The 23,020-nt window shown below is 35.5% G+C and carries 30 protein-coding genes and 1 tRNA gene; 24 read left to right on the top strand and 7 right to left on the bottom strand.

All coding sequences use genetic code 11. The features are described from left to right. Nucleotides 1-54 precede the first annotated feature (54 nt). The 17 genes from NADRNF5_RS08490 (at nt 55) to NADRNF5_RS08410 (ending at nt 11,513) form a co-directional block, all read left to right on the top strand. Nucleotides 55-675 carry a superoxide dismutase gene (locus NADRNF5_RS08490; RefSeq protein WP_048117417.1) on the top strand — a complete coding sequence of 207 codons (621 nt, stop codon included), beginning with the start codon at nt 55-57 and terminating at the stop codon, nt 673-675. Between the two features lie 93 nt (nt 676-768). Then, entirely contained in the window at nt 769-1,194 is a 426-nt protein-coding gene (gene pfdA / locus NADRNF5_RS08485) for a prefoldin subunit alpha (protein WP_048117414.1), read from the top strand. 3 nt (nt 1,195-1,197) lie between these two features. Then, nucleotides 1,198-2,712, top strand: a complete 1,515-nt coding sequence (gene ftsY, locus NADRNF5_RS08480; RefSeq protein ID WP_048117411.1) for a signal recognition particle-docking protein FtsY — start codon at nt 1,198-1,200, stop codon at nt 2,710-2,712. Further along, nucleotides 2,709-3,623: an ornithine carbamoyltransferase gene (gene argF, locus NADRNF5_RS08475; RefSeq protein ID WP_048117408.1), complete on the top strand. Its 915-nt coding sequence runs from the start codon at nt 2,709-2,711 to the stop codon at nt 3,621-3,623. The genes ftsY and argF overlap by 4 nt, the downstream gene beginning before the upstream one ends. Nucleotides 3,624-3,659: 36 nt before the next feature. Beyond that, complete coding sequence (locus NADRNF5_RS08470; RefSeq protein ID WP_048117405.1) at nt 3,660-4,142, top strand: 50S ribosomal protein L18; 483 nt, start codon at nt 3,660-3,662, stop codon at nt 4,140-4,142. A gap of 2 nt (nt 4,143-4,144) precedes the next feature. Further along, nucleotides 4,145-4,864: a 30S ribosomal protein S5 gene (locus NADRNF5_RS08465; protein ID WP_052661909.1), complete on the top strand. Its 720-nt coding sequence runs from the start codon at nt 4,145-4,147 to the stop codon at nt 4,862-4,864. A 6-nt stretch (nt 4,865-4,870) separates the two neighbouring features. Next, nucleotides 4,871-5,338: a 50S ribosomal protein L30 gene (locus NADRNF5_RS08460; protein WP_048117401.1), complete on the top strand. Its 468-nt coding sequence runs from the start codon at nt 4,871-4,873 to the stop codon at nt 5,336-5,338. 1 nt (nt 5,339) lies between these two features. Further along, nucleotides 5,340-5,765 carry an uL15 family ribosomal protein gene (locus NADRNF5_RS08455; protein ID WP_048117396.1) on the top strand — a complete coding sequence of 142 codons (426 nt, stop codon included), beginning with the start codon at nt 5,340-5,342 and terminating at the stop codon, nt 5,763-5,765. Then, nucleotides 5,758-7,188 carry a preprotein translocase subunit SecY gene (secY, locus tag NADRNF5_RS08450; protein ID WP_048117391.1) on the top strand — a complete coding sequence of 477 codons (1,431 nt, stop codon included), beginning with the start codon at nt 5,758-5,760 and terminating at the stop codon, nt 7,186-7,188. Before NADRNF5_RS08455 ends, secY begins: the two co-directional genes overlap by 8 nt. Then, a complete protein-coding gene (locus NADRNF5_RS08445; RefSeq protein WP_082052002.1) occupies nt 7,166-7,753 on the top strand; it encodes an adenylate kinase in 588 nt (195 codons plus the stop codon). The genes secY and NADRNF5_RS08445 overlap by 23 nt, the downstream gene beginning before the upstream one ends. A 3-nt stretch (nt 7,754-7,756) precedes the next feature. After that, entirely contained in the window at nt 7,757-8,386 is a 630-nt protein-coding gene (locus NADRNF5_RS08440; RefSeq protein WP_048117384.1) for an EMC3/TMCO1 family protein, read from the top strand. Next, a complete protein-coding gene (locus tag NADRNF5_RS08435; protein WP_048117381.1) occupies nt 8,383-8,943 on the top strand; it encodes a cytidylate kinase-like family protein in 561 nt (186 codons plus the stop codon). The genes NADRNF5_RS08440 and NADRNF5_RS08435 overlap by 4 nt, the downstream gene beginning before the upstream one ends. Continuing rightward, nucleotides 8,940-9,941: an RNA-guided pseudouridylation complex pseudouridine synthase subunit Cbf5 gene (locus tag NADRNF5_RS08430; protein ID WP_048117368.1), complete on the top strand. Its 1,002-nt coding sequence runs from the start codon at nt 8,940-8,942 to the stop codon at nt 9,939-9,941. The genes NADRNF5_RS08435 and NADRNF5_RS08430 overlap by 4 nt, the downstream gene beginning before the upstream one ends. A 22-nt stretch (nt 9,942-9,963) precedes the next feature. Then, on the top strand, nt 9,964-10,410 hold the full coding sequence (locus NADRNF5_RS08425) for a hypothetical protein (protein ID WP_048117365.1): 447 nt from the start codon (nt 9,964-9,966) through the stop codon (nt 10,408-10,410). A gap of 62 nt (nt 10,411-10,472) precedes the next feature. Then, nucleotides 10,473-10,574: transfer RNA gene (locus NADRNF5_RS08420), tRNA-Ser, on the top strand. Nucleotides 10,575-10,769: 195 nt separating this feature from the next. Continuing rightward, entirely contained in the window at nt 10,770-11,072 is a 303-nt protein-coding gene (locus tag NADRNF5_RS08415) for a hypothetical protein (protein ID WP_048117362.1), read from the top strand. 132 nt (nt 11,073-11,204) lie between these two features. Further along, nucleotides 11,205-11,513 carry a hypothetical protein gene (locus NADRNF5_RS08410; protein ID WP_048119443.1) on the top strand — a complete coding sequence of 103 codons (309 nt, stop codon included), beginning with the start codon at nt 11,205-11,207 and terminating at the stop codon, nt 11,511-11,513. Nucleotides 11,514-11,579: 66 nt separating this feature from the next. Here NADRNF5_RS08410 and NADRNF5_RS08405 read toward each other — a convergent pair whose 3' ends face one another. The 3 genes from NADRNF5_RS08405 to NADRNF5_RS08395 all read right to left on the bottom strand — a co-directional run bounded on the left by NADRNF5_RS08405 (nt 11,580) and on the right by NADRNF5_RS08395 (nt 15,108). After that, complete coding sequence (locus tag NADRNF5_RS08405) at nt 11,580-13,187, bottom strand: hypothetical protein (protein WP_048117359.1); 1,608 nt, start codon at nt 13,185-13,187, stop codon at nt 11,580-11,582. Between the two features lie 51 nt (nt 13,188-13,238). Beyond that, complete coding sequence (locus NADRNF5_RS08400) at nt 13,239-13,682, bottom strand: universal stress protein (protein WP_048117355.1); 444 nt, start codon at nt 13,680-13,682, stop codon at nt 13,239-13,241. Nucleotides 13,683-13,797: 115 nt separating this feature from the next. After that, entirely contained in the window at nt 13,798-15,108 is a 1,311-nt protein-coding gene (locus NADRNF5_RS08395) for an NAD(P)/FAD-dependent oxidoreductase (RefSeq protein WP_048117352.1), read from the bottom strand. An 86-nt stretch (nt 15,109-15,194) separates the two neighbouring features. On the opposite strand from NADRNF5_RS08395, the gene NADRNF5_RS08390 reads away from it, so the two are divergent. Continuing rightward, nucleotides 15,195-15,476 carry a hypothetical protein gene (locus NADRNF5_RS08390; RefSeq protein ID WP_048117350.1) on the top strand — a complete coding sequence of 94 codons (282 nt, stop codon included), beginning with the start codon at nt 15,195-15,197 and terminating at the stop codon, nt 15,474-15,476. A gap of 26 nt (nt 15,477-15,502) precedes the next feature. Continuing rightward, a complete protein-coding gene (locus NADRNF5_RS08385) occupies nt 15,503-15,877 on the top strand; it encodes a ChuX/HutX family heme-like substrate-binding protein (protein WP_048119439.1) in 375 nt (124 codons plus the stop codon). A gap of 193 nt (nt 15,878-16,070) precedes the next feature. Here NADRNF5_RS08385 and NADRNF5_RS08380 read toward each other — a convergent pair whose 3' ends face one another. Next, on the bottom strand, nt 16,071-17,039 hold the full coding sequence (locus NADRNF5_RS08380; protein ID WP_048117347.1) for a 2-hydroxyacid dehydrogenase: 969 nt from the start codon (nt 17,037-17,039) through the stop codon (nt 16,071-16,073). 52 nt (nt 17,040-17,091) lie between these two features. Between NADRNF5_RS08380 and NADRNF5_RS11435 the strand changes: the two genes are divergently transcribed. The 4 genes from NADRNF5_RS11435 to NADRNF5_RS08365 are packed head-to-tail and all read left to right on the top strand — an operon-like array spanning nt 17,092 to nt 20,644. Beyond that, a complete protein-coding gene (locus NADRNF5_RS11435) occupies nt 17,092-17,241 on the top strand; it encodes a hypothetical protein (RefSeq protein WP_179372231.1) in 150 nt (49 codons plus the stop codon). Between the two features lie 49 nt (nt 17,242-17,290). Beyond that, nucleotides 17,291-19,201 (top strand): 2-oxoacid:ferredoxin oxidoreductase subunit alpha, encoded by a 1,911-nt coding sequence (locus tag NADRNF5_RS08375; RefSeq protein WP_048117344.1) that lies wholly within the window; start codon nt 17,291-17,293, stop codon nt 19,199-19,201. Next, nucleotides 19,191-20,153 carry a 2-oxoacid:ferredoxin oxidoreductase subunit beta gene (locus NADRNF5_RS08370; RefSeq protein WP_048117341.1) on the top strand — a complete coding sequence of 321 codons (963 nt, stop codon included), beginning with the start codon at nt 19,191-19,193 and terminating at the stop codon, nt 20,151-20,153. The genes NADRNF5_RS08375 and NADRNF5_RS08370 overlap by 11 nt, the downstream gene beginning before the upstream one ends. Nucleotides 20,154-20,203: 50 nt before the next feature. After that, entirely contained in the window at nt 20,204-20,644 is a 441-nt protein-coding gene (locus NADRNF5_RS08365; protein ID WP_048117338.1) for a hypothetical protein, read from the top strand. Here NADRNF5_RS08365 and NADRNF5_RS08360 read toward each other — a convergent pair. Further along, a complete protein-coding gene (locus NADRNF5_RS08360) occupies nt 20,637-21,170 on the bottom strand; it encodes a hypothetical protein (RefSeq protein ID WP_048117335.1) in 534 nt (177 codons plus the stop codon). The genes NADRNF5_RS08365 and NADRNF5_RS08360 overlap by 8 nt on opposite strands. A 98-nt stretch (nt 21,171-21,268) precedes the next feature. Here NADRNF5_RS08360 and NADRNF5_RS08355 point away from each other — a divergent pair, with 98 nt between their 5' ends. Beyond that, nucleotides 21,269-21,595, top strand: coding sequence for a hypothetical protein (locus NADRNF5_RS08355; protein WP_048117332.1), 327 nt, complete (start codon nt 21,269-21,271; stop codon nt 21,593-21,595). 2 nt (nt 21,596-21,597) lie between these two features. Here NADRNF5_RS08355 and NADRNF5_RS08350 read toward each other — a convergent pair whose 3' ends face one another. Both NADRNF5_RS08350 and NADRNF5_RS08345 read right to left on the bottom strand, forming a co-directional pair. Continuing rightward, nucleotides 21,598-22,152: a hypothetical protein gene (locus NADRNF5_RS08350; RefSeq protein WP_048117329.1), complete on the bottom strand. Its 555-nt coding sequence runs from the start codon at nt 22,150-22,152 to the stop codon at nt 21,598-21,600. A 53-nt stretch (nt 22,153-22,205) separates the two neighbouring features. Then, entirely contained in the window at nt 22,206-22,976 is a 771-nt protein-coding gene (locus tag NADRNF5_RS08345) for a coenzyme F420-0:L-glutamate ligase (protein ID WP_048119436.1), read from the bottom strand. Nucleotides 22,977-23,020: the final 44 nt, after the last annotated feature.

The raw sequence follows: 23,020 nt of genomic DNA, 5'->3' as shown, positions 1-23,020 counted from the left end.
TAAAAATGAATTGCTTCGTAAAGCAATAAATTGAATTAGGATCTCTTTGATTCTATGGGAAAATACACTCTTCCTGAAATGCCATATGCATATGATGCACTCGAACCTCACATTGACGCAAGAACAATGGAGATTCATCATACAAAACATCATCAAGCATACACTGACAAATTAAATGCAGCCCTTGAAGCATGTCCTGCTGATATTCAATCAAAAGACATACTTGAGATTCTAGCTGATATCAAATCAGTACCAGAAGCTCAAAGAGGTGCAGTTAATTTCAATGGTGGTGGATATGATAACCACAGGCTATTTTGGAACAACATGAAAGCAAACGGAGGCGGTGAACCAGGAGGATCAATTGCTGATGCAATTAACAGTTCTTTTGGAAGCTTCGCTGAGTTTAAGGAGAAATTTTCATCCACTACAGCAGTAATACAAGGCAGTGGTTGGGGATGGTTAGTTTACAACCCTTCATCAAGTAAGGTTGAATACAAATCAATGCCAAACCAAACAAGTCCAAGAACTGAAGGACTGGTGCCATTATTGGGCTGTGATGTTTGGGAACATGCATACTATCTAAACTACCAAAACAAAAGACCAGACTATATCGCCGCATGGTGGAATGTAGTAAACTGGGATGAGGTAGAATCTAGATTCTCCAAAGCAAAATAAAGTTCAATCTTTATTTTTTTCTTCATTTTCTATTTTTGATTTCTCTTTTACCCATGAATGAATTTATAACCTTCTGAGGGAGGTTGGTTGTAAATGAGTGAAGAGCAGGCAGAGCAATTAATGCAGCAAATGCAAATGCTTGAGACATATTTTTCTGATTTATCTCAAAGAGAGGGAACTTTCTACAGTATTTTGAGAGAAGCAACTGCTGCAATCGAATCAATCCAGTCACTTGGCAAAAGCCCTGAATCTGAAACTTTAGTTCCAATTGGAATGGGAACATATGTTCCAACAAAGATTTCATCAAATAGCAAAATCATTTTGAATATTGGGGCAGGAGTTGCAGTCGAAAAAGATTTTCCTTCAGCAATAAATTATCTTGAAGCAAGAATTAAAGAAATTGAAATTGCTTTGCAAGATACTTCTGCAAAGAAACAAGATGCAGCAAATAGGTTAGAGCAAGGAAAAGCCCAAATGAATCAAATGATGCAGGCAATGCAACAACCAAAATCGGGATAAACAATGTTTGATAAACTTCGTAGTGCATTTTCAAATGCAGCGAAAAGTCTTGGTGAAAAAGAACTTAGTGAAAAAGACATTGAAGATATTTTATTTGAATTAGAAATCTCTCTTATGGAGTCTGATGTTGCAACTGAAGTCATTGAATCAATCAAAGACGATCTTAAAACAAAACTGATTGGCTCCAAAGTCGATAAAAAAGAAATTGAAAAATTTGTCAAGGACAGTCTAATTTCTAGTATCTCTGCACTGTTTGATTCTGCAGGAACATATGATCTATTTGCAAAAATTGATGAAAAAAAGAAACAAGGAAAACCATTTTTAATTTTATTTGTTGGAATTAACGGAACTGGAAAAACCACATCTTTGGCAAAAATTGCACATCTGTTACAACAAGCAAAATATTCTGTTGTTGTTGCAGCAGCTGATACGTTTCGAGCTGGTGCAATTGAGCAATTACGGGAACACACGAATCGACTTAATCTGAAACTTGTTGCTCAGAACTATGAATCAGATCCTGCAGCTGTTGCAAGAGACGCAGTTCTTTATGCAAATTCCCATAGAACAGACTGTGTACTAATTGATACTGCAGGAAGAATGCAGACAAGCAAAAACTTGATGGAGCAAATTGCAAAAATCACCAAAGTTGTGAATCCTGATATGAAAATATTTGTAGGTGACTCTTTGGCAGGAAATGATACTGTAAATCAAGCACGAGAGTTTTATGAGCATGTAAAATTTGACGCGTCAATTTTGACCAAGAGTGATGCAGATGCTAAAGGTGGAGCAGCACTATCTATAGTAAAAATTACATCAACTCCTGTTCTCTATGTTGGAGTTGGACAGGAATATCCTGATCTGAAGGCTTTTGATAAGAAAACTTTTCTTGAAACCGTTTTTGGTTCATTAGATGATGTTGAGATAAAAAAAGACGCAGAACCAACACCAGAACCAACACCGGAACCAGAACCAACACCGGAACCAGAACCAACACCGGAACCAGAACCAACACCGGAACCAGAACCAACACCGGAACCAGAACCAACACCGGAACCAGAACCAACACCGGAACCAGAACCAACACCGGAACCAGAACCAACACCGGAACCAGAACCAACACCGGAACCAGAACCAACACCGGAACCAGAACCAACACCGGAACCAGAACCAACACCGGAACCAACACCGGAACCAACACCGGAACCAACACCGGAACCAACACCGGAACCAACACCGGAACCAATTTCTTCTGATGATCCATTTGATGGAATCAAAGATGATGACATTGCAACTTATTCAGATCTGTTTGATGTCCCACCACCTGAAAGAGACAGCGAAGCAGTACTGCTTGGAAATAAAATCCGTCAATGGATCAAAGACGGCAGGCCTAAACCTGGACAATCAAAAGATGAACCTGAAGACAAGCAAGATGAGATTTCAGATGATGATGTACAAAAACATGATAAAGAAGAAAAATCTAAAAAGAAGCGAGGTATGTTTGGATTCTTTAAGAAATGAAACTCAAAACAAAAAACTTACTCACTTTAGCGGAACTATCCCCAAAGGAATTTTTAGGATTAATTGATGAATCAATCAAACTAAAAAAACAACTCAAACAAGGAACATCCAAACCTGTTTTAAAAAATAAAACCCTGGCAATGATATTTCAAAAGCCATCAACTAGAACTCGTGTGAGTTTTGAAACAGGAATGTTTCAGCTAGGTGGACACGCAATTAATTTATCAGCAAATGACATGCAGCTATCCCGCGGAGAGTCAGTTGAGGATACTGCAAAGACCCTATCACGATACACTGATTGCATTATGGCCCGAGTCTACTCTCATGACTTGCTAGAAAAATTATCTGAATACTCTGATGTTCCTGTAATTAACGGACTCTCTGATTCATTTCATCCATGTCAAATCTTGGCAGACTTTATGACCATTAAAGAAAAAAAGAAAAAACTCAAGGGATTAAAGATTGCCTGGGTAGGTGATGGAAATAATGTTTGCAACTCTATGATTTATGGCGCAGCACTATCTGGAATAGATATGTCAATTGCAACTCCAAAAGAATTCCAACCTGACAAAGGTGTTGTAAAGGACGCAAAGAAATCAACTGAGATTGAACTAACTGCCGATCCACTTGTTGCAACAAAGAACGCAGATATTGTAGTTACTGACACATATTCTTCAATTCACAACAGTGATCCTAAAAGAATAAAAAAATTCCTCCCAAAATATCAAGTCAATCCAAAACTAATGACGTCTGCAAACACTAATGCGATCTTTTTGCATTGTCTTCCAGCTAAACGAGAACAAGAAGTAACATCATCTGTAATTGATGGAAACCAATCTGTTGTTTGGGATGAGGCAGAAAATCGTCTACATACACAGAAGGCTTTGCTTGCCGCCCTAATTCGCGCTTAACGTATATAAGAGCAGATTCAAACTCGGTTTCTATAGATGGCCTATTCGAAAATATTACGTAGACTTAGAGAGGAAAAGACCAATTACAAAAAACGTGGCACCATGTTGATGGGTAAACACGATTTTATCACTGTAAATATTACTAATGAAAATACCCAAGTCCAAATTCTAAAGCCTGGAATGGAAGGCGATAAAGTAGTAGCATCTGCTCACTCTAGATATCTCCTTGAGAAAGGATGGAAGGGTTCTAGAAAAAGTGTACCTGCAGCATATCTTACTGGATATTTGGCAGGAAAGAAAGCACTTGGTAAGGGTGCAAAGGATGCAATTCTTTACACTGGAACAAGACGCTATACCCAAAGAATGGCAGCAGCACTCAAAGGAGTTGTTGATGCTGGAGTACAAGTACCAGTAAACGAGGAAACTTTCCCACCAGAGGATAGAATTAACGGTGAACATCTTACAGTAAAAAACGAAGTATCTAAAATGAAATCCACAATCGACAGTGAGGTCAAGTAGACATGAGCCAAGCTGCACAATCTAAAGGTAAACCAGGTCAAAGAGGACGAGGTCCACCAATTTATGGCAGTGGCCCACCAGGTGGAGTTAAAGGCGGAGACCGTCCAAGAAGACCAAGAAGAGAACCAGAAGAAGAAGTTTGGGTTCCAAAAACAATCTTGGGACAAAAAGTCGCATCAGGAGAAATTTCATCTCTAGAAGAAATTATAGAATTAGGATTAAGAATTCAAGAGTCAGGAATTATTAAGAAACTATTGCCTGACTTGAAAAGCGAAGTAGTAGATGTTGGTATCATTCAAAAAATGACTTCAAACGGACAGTCAACTAGATTCAAAGCAATTGTTGCTGCTGGAAATGAAAACGGTTACTTGGGAATTGGCCAAGGAAAATCAAAACAGATGAGAATTGCAATTGAAAAAGCAACCAGTCAAGCATACCTAAATGTTAATCCAATCAAACTAGGATGTGGCAGTTGGGAATGCAGATGTGATCAAAAACATTCAGTCCCATTCAAAGTAAAGGGAAAAGGTGGTAGTGTTACAATTGAAATTATTCCTGCACCTAGAGGACTAGGACTTGTTGCAGGTGGTAAAATTAAACGATTATTGGAATTAGCTGGTCTCAAAGATGCATGGACTACTGCAAAGGGCTCAACTCCTACCATGAACTCTACTTCTAAAGCAATTCTGGACTGTCTAAGACAGACATTTAGTCAAGGTTGATAGAAAATGGCAAATGCATATCTTGTTGTTAGAATTAAAGGCCAAGCCGATTGTCCCTACTGGGCAACTCATACAATGACTCTACTAAAATTAGATAAAAAATACCGTGCAACAATCTTGCCTGCAAAAGAAAACACCTTAGGAATGCTAAGAAAAGTACAGCACTATGTTTCTTGGATTGAACTTGACGCATCACTGGCAAAAGAACTCATTGACAAAAAAGCAAGAAAAGGCGGTTATCAAAAAATTACTCCAGAAGATCTTAAGGAACTAGGATTTGCAAGTTCAGATGAATTAGGAACTGCATTGGCAGAAGGAAAAGCTACACTATCAAAATTAAAACCACTAAAGCCATGGTTTGCTTTGGCTCCTCCAAAACTTGGATTCAAAAGAAGTACAAAGAGACTTTATGGAAACAAGGGTATACTTGGACAAAACAAAGAACTTGACACAATCGTTAGGAGAATGATTTGAGATGGCAACAAGATTAAGAAAAACTAGAAGACTCAGAGGCGGAAGACACATGGGATGGGGACAAGTAGGTCAACACCGCGCAAGTGGTCACAAAGGTGGTCTTGGAGTTACAGGTATGCTAAAGCATCATTGGAGTTCTACTTTAAAATATGAACCAGATCATTATGGTCATGAAGCACCTAAACGCCCTCACCCAAATATTACAAAAACATGGACTAGCATCAGAGACATTGATGACTTGTTCTTAAAGTTCGGTAAAGAAGAAGGAGGAAAGAAAATCGTAGACCTTACAAGTGCAGGATACGAAAAACTCCTTGGTGGCGGAAAAATAGCAAATGCCTATTCCGTCAAAGTAAAACAATTCACTGCAACTGCAGAAGAAAAGATAAAAGCTGTTGGGGGAGAGGTGTTATCCGATAATGGCTGAGGGTACTATTACTAGTGTTATTCGAAAAATAGTTTTCAAAGCAGAACCTTATCTTCCTCAAGTTCCAAAACCAAAAAAGAAAATTCCACTCCCAACCCGACTGTTGTGGTGTGGAGTAGCATTACTAATTTACATGATAATGGGTCAGACTCCATTATTTGGCGCAACAGCCCCACAGTTTGACTTTTTAGCCTTTGCCAGAGTAATTTTTGCATCACAACAAGGAACTCTTGTTGAATTAGGGATTGGACCCATAGTTACTGCTGGACTCTTAATGCAATTGCTGAGGGGTTCGGACATTCTAAAATTTGATTTCAAAAAACCTGAAGAGAGAGGAATCTTTCAGACAGCAACTAAAATTGTAACCTACATTGTAATTGTTGCAGAATCTATTGTATATGCAATTGCAGTATATGGACCAGGAGTAACAGAGCCGTACTTTTTGTATGTCATGATAGGGCAGCTGATGGCCGCGTCAATCATTATCATGTTCTTAGACGAATTAATTCAGAAAGGATGGGGTCTGGGTAGTGGAATCAGTCTTTTCATTATGGCAGGTGTCGCGCAACAAATTCTTTGGAGTTTGTTTAGTCCGTTACCTGCAGGTGATGGAGGAACGATTGGTATCATTCCATATCTTGGTCAATCAATAATGGGTGGCGATTTGTCAAATGTTTTCTTCCGTTCGAATCAACTTCCGAGTGTCTTTGGTATATTCCTGACGGCTGGAATTTTGTTAATTCTTGTATTTACACAAGGAATGAAAATTGAAATTCCAATTGTATCTACAAAATACAGAGGTTTCTCTGCTGTTTACCCTATCAAATTGATGTATGTTTCAAACATCCCAGTAATTTTGGCATCCGCCCTTACGGCAAATGCTGTTTTCATTTTCCAAATGTTGTGGGCAAACATGAACCCGCGGAATAATAATTTCTTCATGAATTTTGTTGCGCAGTTTGACCCGACGAGTCCATCTACTCCTATAGGTGGTGTAATCTACTATATCACCCCTCCAAGAGGTTTGGATGTTGCAGCATTGGATCCAATGCGTGCAGTAGGATATGTACTATTTATGATAGGAATTGTAGTTGTGTTTGGAAGACTATGGGTAGAGCTTGGTGGTTTGTCACCAAAAAGTGCAGCTCAGAACTTACTTGATGCTGATGTACAAATTCCTGGATTTAGAAGATCAAACAAACCAGTTGAAGCATTACTGAACAAATACATTCCATCAGTTACAATTATTGGCTCTATGATTTTGGGTCTGCTAGCAGGTGTGTCTGATGTACTTGGTGTATTTGGTTCTGGAATTGGAATTTTACTTATGGTAGATATTCTCATCAACTATTACACACAGTTAGTAAGAGAACAAGTAGAAGTCGTCATGCCGCGTTTGGGTGCTTTACTTGGAAGGAAATAAGAGAATTATCCTTGTAGGAATTCCAGGTGTAGGAAAAACTACTATTTTAAAAAAAATGGTAGATATTCTAAAGGATCATAACAAAACTGTTCATGTGGTAAGTTTTGGAACTTTGATGTTTGAAGTTGCAAAAGAAAATGGTCTCAAAGATAGAGATGAACTCCGACATTTGCCTGTAGATCGACAACAACATCTTCAAAAACTAGCTGCTGAAAAAATTGCAGCATTTGATGAACAAGTAGTAATTGTAGATACTCATGCCTTTATCAATTCCCCTGAAGGCTACTATCCTGGATTGCCTGAACATGTATTGAAAATTATCCAACCTACCAACTTTGTTTCAGTTTCAGCAAAGCCTGAAGAAATCTACAACAGACGAATGACAGATGAAACACGAAATCGTGACAAAATTACATTATTAACTATCAATAAAGAACTAGATATTCAATCAGCAATGATCTCTGCATGTACTGTACTTACAGGCTCACCTGTAAAACATATTCTTAATAGAGAAGGAAAGATTGATGAAGCCATAGACAAAATAATTAATGCACTAGGACTGTAAAAAATGGACTTAAACTTTATTCTACTATTTCTCGACTCAATCCCCCTACAATTTGATATTTTTGGTGGTGATGGAAGACAAGCACTTGGTAGTGATGATCCAATAATCAAGGGACTGATTCTTTCAATGTTTGCAGTTACTGGATTTGGAATTTTATTGAATATCTTCAATGCCGGAGTTAGAAAGAAGATGGTAGACCAAACAAAGCTAAAGCGAATCATGAAAGAAACTCGTGCATGGCAAAAAGCAAGAATGGCTGCCATGAGAGCAAAAGATACTGCAAAAGCAGCTGAACTTGGAAAAAAATCTGCATACATGAACAAAATGTCAATGGAAATGATGCAGATGAATATGCGTCCAATGATGATAACTTTTGTACCTTTAATTTTGATATTTTATCTCGTACTGCCTCAATTGTTTTCTTACACTGTGGCACTATCCCCAATCCCCCTAAATGTAATCCCTGGTGAATTCTTCCAACTAACATGTACGGCTGAGCATGCAGCTATAGAAGGTGATCCTTGTTTTGGTCAAGAAAATTCTCTGTATCTCTGGGCTTGGTACTTCCTTTCATCTATTGCATTTAGTGGCATTATTATGAAACTGACGAAAACCTCTATGGATCTCAGTTGACAAAATCTATAGTAATTTCTGGCCCTCCTGCAGTAGGTAAAACAACTGTTGCCAAAGGATTGGCAGAAGAATTTCAACTAGAGTATCTTAGTGGTGGTGATGTCCTAAAAGAGATGGCAATAGAAGAAGGATATCATTCAGATGGTGATGATTGGTGGGATACGAAAGAAGGAATGAGTTTTCTCAATAAACGAGAAAATGATTCAAAATATGATAGAGCCCTGGATGAAAAATTAACTGCACTCTTCAAGAAAGGTGGCGTTGTAATCACTAGTTACACTTTACCATGGTTAATCTCAGATGGAATTAAAATTTGGCTTGAAGGCTCACATGAAAGCAGTACACAAAGAATGCAAACAAGAGATAACATGAGTCCACAAGAAGCATATGAAATTACAAAAGAGCGATTTGACAAAAATAAGGCATTGTACAAAAAACTTTATGATTTTGATTTTGGTGAGGATAAATCTGTGTTTGATTTAATTATTAATACCGATCATCTGTCTGCCCAACAGGTAATTGATGTTGCAAAAGAAACTGTGAGAAAATTACTATGACATTAAAACAACTTGAAAATCTAGTTGAAATTGATCAAGACATCACTGATGATTCTTTTGGAACCTATTATGACAAACGTTCACTTGAACAATTACTAAACTATGGCATCATTTTATTGGATAAACCACCAGGTCCTACAAGTCATGAAACAGTAGCATGGGTGAAAAGAATTTTGAAACTACCTAAAATTGGTCACAGCGGAACCCTTGATCCACAGGTTTCTGGAGTACTTCCTCTTGGATTAGGTGAGGCAACAAAAGCATTGGGTGTTTTATTGTTGGGTCCTAAGGAATATGTTGCATTGGGACGTGTACATTCACTTCCATCAAAAGAAAAGCTATCTGAAATAATTGAATCATTCAAAGGTGAGATATTTCAAAAACCCCCACAACGTTCAGCAGTTGTAAGGCAAACAAGAACTAGAACAATTTATGAATTTGAATTAATTGAGCAAAAAGAACGGTTGCTTCTTACTCGCGTGTTATGTGAGGCTGGAACCTATATTAGAAAATTATACTACGATATTGGAGAAATTCTAGGACCTGGAGCTACCATGATTGAGCTTAGAAGATCTAGGGTGGACCAATTTTATGAAACTGATGGTCTAGTTACCCTTCATGAATTGGCAAATGCATTTGCACTATGGGAAGAAAACAAAGATGAAACAAGATTGATGAAAATGATAAAACCTGTTGAATATGCACTAAGTGAATTAAAATCCGTAGTAATTCGTGATTCTGCAGTAGATGCAATGTGCCATGGTGCTCAGCTTGCAATTCCTGGAATTTTAAAAATTTCTCAAAATCTCAAAAAAGGTGATCTTGTTGGAGTTTACACTCAAAAAGGAGAAGCAGTAGCATTGGCAGAATCTACAATGTCTGAAGAAGAGATTCGTGATGCCGCAAAGGGATATGCATTTGAAACAAAGAGAATCATAATGGCTCCAAACACATATCCTAAAAAATGGAGAACAAAGCCTACACATCCAAAGGATTAACTAAAACAATTATTCTAAAGCCATGTTAGCAAAAAGTCTTGTAATTTTTATTGCAATAGGAGTAGTCTCGGGATTTGCATATGGTGTTTATTTGATGGATTTTAAAAGTACACATCAACTAGTGTATGTTGATGATCCATCGATTTCTTTAGTTACTGAAAAATTTGATTTTAAAAAAGGTGAAGAGATTAAAATCCGAATTGTAAATTCTGGAACAACTCCGATAACTTTTTCTGATACATCATATGGTCTTAGAATTACTGGACTGTCAGGAATATTGATGTACTCACCAACAAGTGTACAAGTTGTTTCCACTCTTGAACCTGGTGATGAAATTGAATTCTCTTGGGATCAAATCAAAAATGATGGTGATGTTGCTTTGGAAGGATTGTACAAAATATCTGCAAAGGGACTAGATGATAAAGGAGATCAAGTAGAGAAATCAACTACTGTTACAATTTGGAAGTAGGATTTCAAAAGTAACATAATTTATAATCGCATTTTACCGAGTACCCTTGTCGTTAGACTTGTGCCGGGGTCGCCTAGCCTGGTAGGGCGCGCGCCTGGAAATTGTTAAACCATAAAGCGCGTTCTCGCAAGGGAACGGGAGTTCAAATCTCCCTCCCGGCGCCATCTATTTTATTCTAAATTCTACTATTTTGCTCTGTAATTGATGCGTATTGGAAGCAATAGACAATTTACCAAAATCACCGATCAAACACTAGGATATTTTTTACAACATGCTAGAATGTATGAAAATTTAGATAGTATATTTTTTTGAAGAATTTTTAATAAAATTGTTTTATAGTAATTTATCCATTTTATTTTGTGTCAATACGCAAGCCTGTAATTAGAAAACCCAAAGTCCCAAAAATAAAAAAACCATTAATTTCTAAACGTAAACGTATTGTTAAAAAATCTCCATCTCTTTCATTAGGTAGAGTAAAAACAAAAATTACTCCTAAAAAACCAGTTTTACACAAAAAAACTACAACTAAAACAGCTCTGGGAACTTGTTATGTTGAAAAAAATTGTAAAGGTGTCATTGCAAGAAAAGTAACAAAGGCACAATGTAAAAGCCAAGGTGGAAAAAGTTGGAAGAAATCTGGTGGAACATGTGAAAAATTATAATTTAACAAAAATATCGATCAATTAAAAATAATATCTTCTAAATAATTTTAAATTTATAGTAAAAATCTTTGAGTTGACCTGAAAAATTTCTGACGTACATGCTATTTAGTTTACTTTATTTTGGGATTAATCATGGCAGCAAGAAAACGAACAGCCAAAAGAAAACCAACTAGAAGAATCAAAAAGGCTGTAAGAAAAACTACTAGCAAAGCAAAGAGAACTGTCACAAAAGGCAAGAAAGCTGTGAGAAAAGTTAAACGCACAGTAAGTAAAGCAAAGAGACGAGCTCAACTAGTAGCTAACAAAAGAAAAAGAGAACTTCAACAAGCAGATAACAAGATCAAAAGCATGAAGAAGGCTCTAAAAACTGCAGAAAAATCTGCTCGCAAAAAGAAAGCAAATTATCAAAAAGCATTGAAGAAAGCTACAAACACTAAATGATTTTGATATTGCATTCTATTTTTTCTTAATTAATTTTTTAACTATTTACCGCTATGGTTTAAAATGTTAATTCACTCTAACTATTCCCTGACTAATCAAAAACTCAATCCCTTTCACAAAATCTCTCTCAGAAATCAGACCTTCTGACCACCAACCAGCATTATTTTTTACCCAAATTGGAATATCTTGAGTTTCTGTAGGTGCTGATTCTGTTACTGTGACACTTAGAATTTTTTCTTTAATTAGAAATTGAATGGATTGAACAAATTCTTGATCGCCTACTATTCCTTCTGACCACCAACCAGCATTATTTTTGATCCATGAGGGAACTTGTGTGGTAAATTCCTCTTCTTGTGGTGACTGAGTTATTTCAAAATCATATTTTGATGTAAAAAACTCTGCAAAATTTTGTGAGTTTTGACCAGTTAGAATTAATTTTAATTGGTATTTGTCATTAGTTGGAATCAAAATTGATTCTTGAATTACTCCGTGTTGGGCTAAAATTCCAAGATGCTCTTGTGAATCACCGATATTTGACCAAATTTCCTTCCCTGATGAATCTATGATACTATATGCAAACAGTATATTTTCTGCGGGGTTTCTATTTTCATCAAAAAACGAAAATATGAATGGAATTTTTTTACCTGCCTCTAACTTTGAATCCCATGAGACACTTGCAGAAAAATCATTCTCAAAATTAAAATCCATGTTATGGAGATTTATTGCGTCTCCTGATACAATCTCTACTTTTAATGAATGATCTGAACTGTGTTTGTTTTCTACTGTTACAAGTTCTTCTTTGGGAATACTAAACTTGATGATATTTTCAGTCGGTGCAGAACTATCAAATTCAATTAATTCATTTTGTAGTTTCACTCCTTCTACAAATACTTCGATATCATATCCTTGCTTGAATGACAGAAAATCTTTTTGCATGATGATCAACTGCTTTGTATGATCATCATGGTGTTGGACATGTTTGTCACTTAACTGTAATTCATATGATATCTTTGGTGTTGTTTCATCAAAATTAAAATTGGAAATTTCACTATCATATGATTTAATTTTTATGGGAAATTCTTGAGCATTTGCAGTTTTAATTTGAAATATTTCTTGCTGTGGAATGCTTACAAAAGTATCAAAAAGAATATCTTTTACTGTCATTGTCTTGGGATTTGTTGCACCGACAATTGATACTTTGACATTGTATTGCCCACTTTTATCAAAAACAGGTCCTTGAATTACTGGAATTGACTCTCCTCTTGCATAGTAGGCACCTGCAATGGCGTGTTTTTCACCGTAATACTTTGTACATTTCCAAAGTTCTTTTTCTTGACAGTCAGTTTTTGGTTTAATTTCTAAATCTAGTTTACCGTCATCATCAAAAAAATATTCATTTGCAACAAGATTGTCTTCATGAAAAATTTGAACACGATATGTCACACTTTTGATGTTTGTATTGGTATCACTATCAAAGAATCTGATTGACAGGTTTGGATTTTTGGTTTCTGAAGATGAATAATCCACAGGAGTTAATATTGTGCTTAATGAAACTTTTAATCCGTCAAAATCAACTGGTGGCGCTAAAGACCCTGAATGATGTTGTGCATATGCAGGAGAAAATGTAACTAGAAACAAAATGGCACATATGCCTAAAATCCACTTCTCAATCATGATTTTAGATATTTCAAAGTTCTTAAAATACAATTGTAAATTTGGACTTGGTTAGGGCTTTGTAGTTAAAAGATGACAATGAGATTCATGATGAATGGTGTTTATAATGTCATCATACATTGACATTTCTACCATGGATAGTTTTGGATAGTCTACAATTAAGAGATCAATTTTGTTAACCTTGACATAATCAATAACCCAATGTGAAATAGAATCAGTTAACGCAAATTTTGTTTTAACGTTAATCCCTTGCTCTTTGGCAATTTTTTTCCATTTTTCTAATTCTGCCTTTAATTTGGAAATCTGCTGTTGAGCGACTTTTTTATCTGATTTTGTTTCAAAAAAATACAACTTTGGTTGAATTTTATACATGCATTCAATGATTGTTAAATCCGAACCGATTTTTTTTGCTAGCTCTAGTCCTACATCAAATGATTTTTTTGTGTGGGTAGGAGTGATAATTGCAACTGCTATATTTTTGAAAATCTTTGACATTGTATATTCTAAGTATTGTTCTTGTTATTCAAGTATTAAATTATTTGATTTACATATAATCATCCAAAATAATGATGATTCTATATGTTTAACTAAAAGTTTGATAAAGTTTTGACTATCTCTCTAATTTCTCAATAATCTCAGAAAATTTCCATGGGCCACATTGGGCATCAAGATCTTCACTCTGGAATAACCCATTCTTATTTAGATGACTAATGATATGTGATGCAAATGGCAATGCTCCGGTTGCTCCCGGTGAATTATAATTTAGAATATGAAATGATGTATCATCATCAATTAGAATTACATCTGGCACAAATTTTCCATTCTCATCGATTACTGATGATCTAATCCCTGCAGTCCCTTTTTCTGTTATCCTATCGGCATCGATCTTTGGTAGAAATCTTTTCACTCTATCAATCATTGCTGATTTTGACATTGATGATTGAATCTCATTCATTGCCAACTCTTGGAATTGTTTGTCAAAAATTGCTTTTCTTGCACCAGAACCTAGCATCTCCAGCATCTTTGGAATAAACTCCTTGATGTTTTCTGTTTTATTGTATCCGTATGGACTAAACACAGGAACTGCATTTGGACCAATCTCACAACTTCCATCAACTCTGATTATCCAGTGAGGATCTAAAAATGGATAGTCTGGAAATTCTGGAACAGAGTACACACTTGTTTTAGTCAAGTTGTTGTATTCTTTTGGGGCTCTCCAATATTCTCCTCTAAAATGAACATCGGTGAGTTTTTCTGCTAGTCCTGCATCATGTGCTATGTTTATTGCCTCCCCTCCTGCAGCATTAATTAGAAATTTTGCAAATATTTCATACTCGCCATCTAGTGTGATCTTCCATTTTCCATTTTCTTTTTTGATTTTTGTTACCTTTGTGTCTAAAATGAATTTGGTTCCACTAGCTTCACTGTCTTTCATTACAGAGTCTGTGAATATTGAATAGTCAGTTGATCCATCTTTGTAAACATATAGTGCCGACTCACATTTTATTTCTGGTTCTATTTTTTTTAACTCTGCACTATTCATTAGTTTGATATCTTTATCTTCTAACCCGTTTTGTTTACCCCACTTTAGATATTTCTCAAGAACTGAGTTACCTTTTTTATCCAAAGCAACTTCTATCACTCCATCTTTTTTGAAAGGCAAATTTCTTAATTTAGAATATTCCTCCCACATCTCAAATCCATGAAAAGCAGCTTTTGCGAACAATTTCTTCTTTTCAGGATTGTACAAATATGGTGCATGAACTTTCCCGGTGTTTCTCCCACTGGTATGAAATGCTACATTATGCTCTTGCTCAATTACTACAATTTTTTTTGATTTGTTTAGATGTGATAGAAAATATGAGATAGATGTTCCAAGAATACCGCCACCGATAATTACTACATCAAAGTTATGTGCCATTGACCATAATTTGATACATTTTTCTCAATAATAAATCGAATCTATGATAATTAAGATTAATATCCAATAAAATTTCAATTAAACTTGTGTTACCTGATAGATGCTCAGTAATGGAAGAGGGAAAACAATGCGTTAATCCACCAGAATTTATTGTATCTATTGTCGCAGATCAAGATGAATACATGTTTGGAGTCACATGCCAAAAACACAAGCATATAGTTTCAGGCAAAATCGGTATGCTTCAAAATGAAGGAAAAATCCTTGATGGCAAAATTATCTTTTCACCTGTAAAAGCAGTTGGAACTGATTGCATACATGGCGATTCAGACGATTTTGTTCAAATTGACATGAAACCTTCTAAAAATTGAAATAATTTTGTTTTGAATAGATTATGATGCTTTTTGATTTATTGTCTGATATAGTTGCAAATGATGATGTTTTACTGATTGTAAAAAATAATGGTGCCACAAGTGAAACTCGAAGTAATTCACTTGGTATTAGACAAAAAGACAAATGGATTACTATTGGAGACAATGATGGCCCTGCTCACATGCATGTAAATTCTAAAATAATAAAATCTGCAGAATTTATTCAGCAAGTAAATCCTGAACGAACTAGTTTTAGTGTGCAGTTCTTTGATGAACATGGAGAACGTGTTTTAGCTGCATTTTTTACAAAAATGTATGATGAGTCTAAAGAACTAATTCCTGCAAGAAAAAACGCATATGATGCACTAAACCAAAAATTCTCGTCCAAAATTAAATTTTAAAAAAAACCTTGTCTGAAAAAGACAAGGAGAAAAAATACTATTCTGATTCTTTTTTCTTCTTTTCTTTCTCAGATTGTAATTTAGCTAATTCTAATTCTTCATTAGTATGTTTGAATTTTTTCAATCTAATATTATGTCATGATTTGAATATAAAAACCGCACATTGTTTTAGATGATCACTCAAGCGTAAAAATCAGTATCCTACTGAATAGATCGGCTTTTTTCCATTCATTCCTAGATTCAGATTTTTGACAGTAATTTGAGCCATTTTGGCCCTAGTTTCTTTAGTTGAACTGCCAATGTGTGGTGCAAGGGCAACATTTTGTAATTTCATTAATGGATTTTTTGGATTCATTGGCTCTTCTTCAAAAACATCTAGTCCTGCACCTGCAATGATATTTTTCTTGAGCGCTACTGCAAGTTCTTTTTCATTTACAATTTTTCCTCTTGCAGTGTTGATTAAAAATGCAGATTTTTTCATTTTTCTAAAAACTTTCATGTTAAACAAGTGATTTGTCTCCTTTGTGTGTGGAACATGAATTGATATTACATCGCTCTGTGTGATTAATTTTTCAAAAGAGACATATTTTGTCCCCAATGTTTTTTCTTTGGATTTTGAGATGCGATTTCTGTTGTGATAAATAATTTTCATGTCAAATGCTTTTGCTCGTTTTGCGAGAGTTTTCCCGATTCTCCCCAAGCCTAAAATACCGAGAGTCTTTCCTTGTAAATCTACTCCAACATAATCATGTGCCCCGTAGATTACTTTCCATTTACCTCCACGGATTATTCTATCGCCTTCAGAAACTCGTCTTAATACATCTAGCAATAAAGTAAATGCCAAATCTGCTGTTGCATCAGTTAGTACTTCTGGTGTGTATCCGACACGAATTTTCTTTTTCTTGGCATAACTGACATCAATATGATCAAAGCCTACGCTATAGGTACTGATCACTTTTAGATTCTTTGCTAAATCAATAGTCTCTTTACTGATTTTATCATATGGAAAGCAAATCAGTCCATCTGCTTCTTTTATTTTTGATCGAAGCTTTGTTTGAGGAATCGGAATTTTTCCAGAATGAACTTCTACCTGATATCTTTTCTTTAATTCCTTTAAAGCAAAACCATGCAAAGTTCTCGTAAGGAAGACCTTATTTTTCATCAGTCTTGAGATTCATCTCAAACCATTTATACGATTTCTTTCTAAATGACTCATGTCTTCTAAAGCAGAAGAAGAAGAGGAAGATTTTGCCATTTGTGTAGAGTGTGGTAATTCTATTGACAAATGTGGGTGTGTATGTCCTTATTGTGGAGAACGCGATAAATGCGAATGTGCATTGTTTGATGCAGCTACTGGGGGTTGATCATTTTGATAATACAGAATATTATACTGAAAAGATGGGGTAATTTACTGTGAGCACAGCTGATTTTACCTGGTTGATAGGTGGTCCACAAGGCAGTGGCGTAGAGTCTGGTGCTAATATCTTCTCCAAAGTTTGCGCTGAGATGGGATACCAGATATTTGGTAAAAGAGAGTTTTATTCTAACATTAAAGGTGAGCATAGTTACTTTACAGTTCGAATCTGTGATAAGAAAATTAATTCTAACATAAATGATGTGACCCTAATGGTATCTTTTGATGCTGAAACCATCTTTCGTCATTATGATGAAGTAGTTTCTGGCGGTGGGATAATTTATGATTCTGATCTAGAAAAATCAAAAACTGATGATGTTAACACACTTGATGGACCGTTCAAAGAAAGATTGCACAAAGAATTAGAATCAAAAAATAAACCATTTACAATTGCAGGAGTTTTAGAGATTGCAAAAGAAAAAGGAGTTACACTTTATCCAGTTTCTTTCAAATCAATTTTAACTACACTTGCAGAAGAATTAGAAAATCCTAGACTGAAAGGATTAGTTAGAATGTTTAATGTGATTGGTGTTGCACTGTCTTTGGGATTGGTAAAGATGCCTCCTGATTCACTGAATAAAACTATTGGAGATATCTTTGCAAAAAAAGCAGAGATTGCAAAAATTAATCAAGAAACTGCAACCTACTCGTACAATTATGCAGCAGCAAAGTTTGAACCATTTAATCACTTACTTCCTGGCACTGAAAAAGAACCTGACACAATTTTAGTTCAAGGATTTCAAGGAACTGCATTAGGTAAGATGGCATGTGGTTGTAGAATGCAACCTTACTATCCAATTACACCGGCTTCTGATGAATCAGTATTTCTTGAAACAAATGAAATTGTTGAGGTAAGCGGTGCTAGACCGGGCTCAACTGCAGTAATTCAATGCGAAGATGAAATCGCTGCTATGGGAATGACAATTGGTGCTGCATTGACTGGAACACGTGCTGCAACATGCACATCTGGTCCAGGATTTGCATTGATGACTGAAATGTTGGGGTGGGCTGGAATGAATGAGGTTCCAATTGTAATTACAAATTACCAAAGAAGTGGCCCTTCAACTGGACTTCCAACAAGACATGGTCAAGATGATTTACTCTTTGCAGTATATGCCGGCCATGGAGATTTTCCAAAGATTGTTTATGCGTCAGGTGACATTGAGGAGAGCTTTTACGATACTGGCAACGTCTTTAATTACGCAGATATCTTTCAAGTTCCAGTAATTCACATGATGGATAAATTCCATGCAAGCTCTGTAATTACTTGCAAAAGATTTGATCCTACAAAAATTACAATCAATCGAGGTAAATTATTAGAAAAAATAGAAGGTGAGTATAGGCGTTTTGCATTTACTGATGATGGGATTTCTCCTCGTTCTAGACTTGGAATGGATAATGGAATCTTTTGGAATACAGGTGATGAATCAGATGAATTTGGTCACATTACAGAAGATCCAATTTTACGTGTAAAAATGATGGATAAAAGAATGTCTAGACTAGATTTAATTCTAAAAGAGATCCCCCAATCAGAACAAGCACTGTCATTTGGAGTTGAAGAGCACACAATCATTTCATGGGGTTCTGCCAAAGGTCCTATTCTTGATGCTATTGACATGCTAAAAAAAGAAGGAATCTCAATTGGGTATGTTCAAATCAAACTGATGAATCCATTCCCAGCTGATTATGTTACATCACTACTCAAGGATGCCAAGACAATAATTGATGTTGAAGCTAATCATTCTGGGCAACTAGGAAAACTATTCAAACAAAATGTAGGTCGTGACATTGATTACTTCATCTTAAAATACTCTGGTAGAGCCATGACTAGTACTGAAGTTTATGATTCACTTAAAAAAATCGTTGAAGGAAAAGCTGACAAACGGGAGGTTTTAATGCATGGCGCTTAAACTTGCTGACTACAAAACAGATGTACACAATGACTGGTGTCCTGGATGTGGGGATTTTGGAATTGTAAATGCTATACAGATGGCTTTAGCTGAAATGAATATAGAGCGAGATAAGGCTGCAATCTTTTCTGGAATTGGTTGCTCTGGCAAAACATCACACTTCATCAATACTTATGGTGTTCATACACTACATGGACGTGTTTTGACGTTTGCACAAGGTGCAAAGATTGCAAATCCTGAAATGACAGTAATTGCAGCTGGTGGCGATGGTGATGGTTTAGGTATTGGTGCAGGTCACTTTGTTGCAGCTGGAAGACGTAATGTCGATATGACTTACATTATTTTTGATAATGGTGTTTATGGATTAACAAAGGGACAAGCATCTCCAACTCTAAAACTAGGTGAACAGACAAAGTCATTGCCTTCGCCAAACACAAATTTCAATGTTAATCCAATTGGTCTTGCAGTTGCAAGTGGATTTACTTTTGTTGCACGTGGATATTCATATGATATTAAACATCTAAAATCTCTGATTATTCAAGCAGTAAAACACAAAGGACTGTCTTTTTTGGATGTACTACAACCATGTCCTACATACAATGATATCAATACAAGAGATTGGTATGCAGGAGCTGATTTAGTTGATGAGGCACAAAAAAGACATTCAAGAATTTACAAATTAGAAGAACATGGGTATGATCCAGTTGTACACTATGATTCAGTACCTGAAGTAAACGAAAAACTTTCTCAATCTCTCATAAAATCCCTAGAGTGGGATAACAAAATTCCAACTGGGGTCTTTTACAAAAACGATTTAATCTCACCTTACACCCAAAGACTGCAAGACAAGATTCCAAATTATTATGAAAATCCACCTGCAAAACAAAACATTTCCCAAAATGGCAAACCGATCACTGATATTTCTGCAATTTTAGATTCCCTTAAAGTATAATTTCCAGTTTAAACCTAACAAGTTATAGGCAAGTTTCATTGTAGTGTATTTTGCATTTGAATATTTACGACGCAAATAAAATATTTCGAAAATCAATTATCAAGGGATTCTTTGAACCCCAACTTCTAAATCTTGATTTCAAAAAATCTGCAATTAAACATCCTTCAATTACTGATGATGGGCTCATGCAGTCAGACTTACTCCATATTTTCTTTGATGTGGATACAGGATGTGATTATCCTGATGGAGATGAATGGTTTATTGTGGAATTACTCTTTCCTCATGATGTAAAACTCCCTGATAATTTGAAGGGTGCTGATTACTTTACAACTCTCTCAGTAGAAGAGGGTAAAACATTTTGGCATCATCGTGAGTTAATTCGTTTCAAATATGGAAAATCAAAAAAACTTGATGATGCTTTAGAATTTTTAGAGTCAAAATACAAAGAACTTCATGAATTATTAGAACCACTGCAAAAAGATCTCAAATAATTTCTTTCCAAGCGTTTCCACTAAAAATAAATTTTTTATTCTCAGATGATGCCGTATCTAACCTCCATCTAATTGATTTTGAATCAAATTTGTAAATAATCTCTGAAATTTCTGAAGGTAGTTTTTGAGGATCAAGATGGTGTGGAATCAATTCTAAAACAAAATCAATTTTTTCGATTGCATTATCAAACCATTGTTTGTCTTCTACATCTATGCTGAAAACAATTCTGGGATTTCCTGCAAAATTAATTTTAACCTTTAATGCATTCCCGCTACCTCTTCTTCTCTTCATCTCCTTGAAAACTGACTTTACATTCTCCCATCGTTTAAACTCAAACCACTGAAAGAATTCTTCATTAAACGCAAGAGGAATTTCCATGTCCAGTGAGCTTACAAAATTATCGTCATCTTGCGCAATCTCGTCTTGAATGATTGTAAAATGCGAGTTCAAAAACCCATAGAGCACTTCAATTTCCCACGGAGAAATTCCATAATATCTCAGTGTTGTCTTTAATGCATCTGCCATACTATGAGTTCTTAAAAATTGTAATTAAAGCTTCAAACCATGGAAATTGGGACAAATTGACCTTAAAATTAAAATTACATGGATGAATTTCTATATTTATGAAGAAAGAATTTGTAGTAAAAAGTATTGATTCAGCACCTGATGGGGCACCATATGTTGTAGTATCATTATCATCCATTAAAGATCTTAAAGACTCCACTCAAAATCCGCCATCTCCTTTTGGTACTCCTAAAGTCATGGGGTTTTCAAACATGAATGACATGATGAAGGATCTTAACAAAATGATGTCTGGAATGGGTGGTGGAATGGGAATGCAAGGTGTGACCCAATTAAAACTTGAAATGCATGAATACAAAGAGATGGGTCTGTCAGTTGGGGATAAGGTCTTTTTAGAAATGACTAAAGCTGAAAGTCTGGGTGTTTAAATCTACCAGATTGTGTTGAAATATTTCCAACCATAAAATGCAGCAATAGTTCCAATCACAAATAACATTGGTTTCCATGCAAATACTGGAATGCTAGGTGTTGCAAGCTTTACTTTATAATTATCTACAATGGCGTTGACATTTTTTTTAACTTTATCATGCCAAAAACTATACTCTACATGATATTTTTTTAGAATCTCTTCTACTTCGTAAACTACTGGGGTTCTCTGTGAGAACAAATGTTGAAGATAATCTCTTGATACTTCAACTTCTGCATGAATTCCGATTAACCCTTTTTTCAGATCTACCATTCTGATGTGCATCTCCCATGGTTTTTTTAATTTCAAATTTAGACCACTTCCAATCTGTCCTGGTTGTTTATGTTCAAGCTTTACTTTGGTAAATCCTTCTTCAGTAAAGATTTTCATTAATTCCTCAAAACTCTTCTTTACAACTACGTGAAGTTGTTCAACCCCATGTTTGTTGTCTACATCAATTTTGTGTTTTAGTCCATCCAGAAATGAAACCGTCTTTGGGTATGTTGTAAGATACTCCATTATTTTTTCACCAAAAAACCTCTATTTAAAGCAGAACCAAAAAATCCCTAGTGCTATGGTGCATTTGCTAATCCTCTAACATAGACGCACTGATCTGGAGATATTGCCATCTCTGAAGGGTTAATCTTTCTATCAGTAAGTTTAGCTTCTGAGTTTCTAACTATTGCAAATGGTTTTGATTCACCACCTTCTCCCATTTTATAATTGGCAATTGTTGCAATGTTGTCGACCACTGCTTGAAATGTAACCTTTAGTGGATTACCATCAAGATCTTTTTTTGCTCTCATATCTAAAACCGGTTCAATACCTGCACAAGCTACTGCAACACCTGATGTTCCAATTCTTGCAGGCATTAGTCTACTATCTACGAGAATCACTCCAACATGAATTGACATTTTTAAGAAAATCTTTCTACGAATTTGCTCTGAAATGAGATATGGATTTTGAGGATATAGAATTGCTTTGCCTTTTTTTGCATTAGATTTGTCAATACCTGCATTTGGTGCCATAATGTTGTCAGCTGATGTAATCACAAATCCGCCTATTCCACCAAAGATCTTGTCTGATTCTCTGATAATTATTTCTGCAATTTCAGGTTTAAGTTGATATTTTTTTGAAATCTCTAATCCTTCCTGAGATGTTTTAATTTTTGAAAGATCCACGATTCTTCCTTGTGAATTTGAAATGTATTTTGTAGAAATCACTAAAACATCACCTTCTTGCAATTTTACATCATTTTTTTCTAACGTTTCAAGCAATGCTTCAAAAACATCAAATCTATCTTGTCTTCTTTCAGCTAATAGTGGTAAAACTGTTAATTCCACAATATATCTAAAACAGTGTTTCTTTTTTATTGTTATGAATAAAA

The organism is Nitrosopumilus adriaticus (assembly GCF_000956175.1).
GTDB lineage: Archaea > Thermoproteota > Nitrososphaeria > Nitrososphaerales > Nitrosopumilaceae > Nitrosopumilus > Nitrosopumilus adriaticus.
This window is presented reverse-complemented; position numbering and strand designations above follow the sequence as displayed.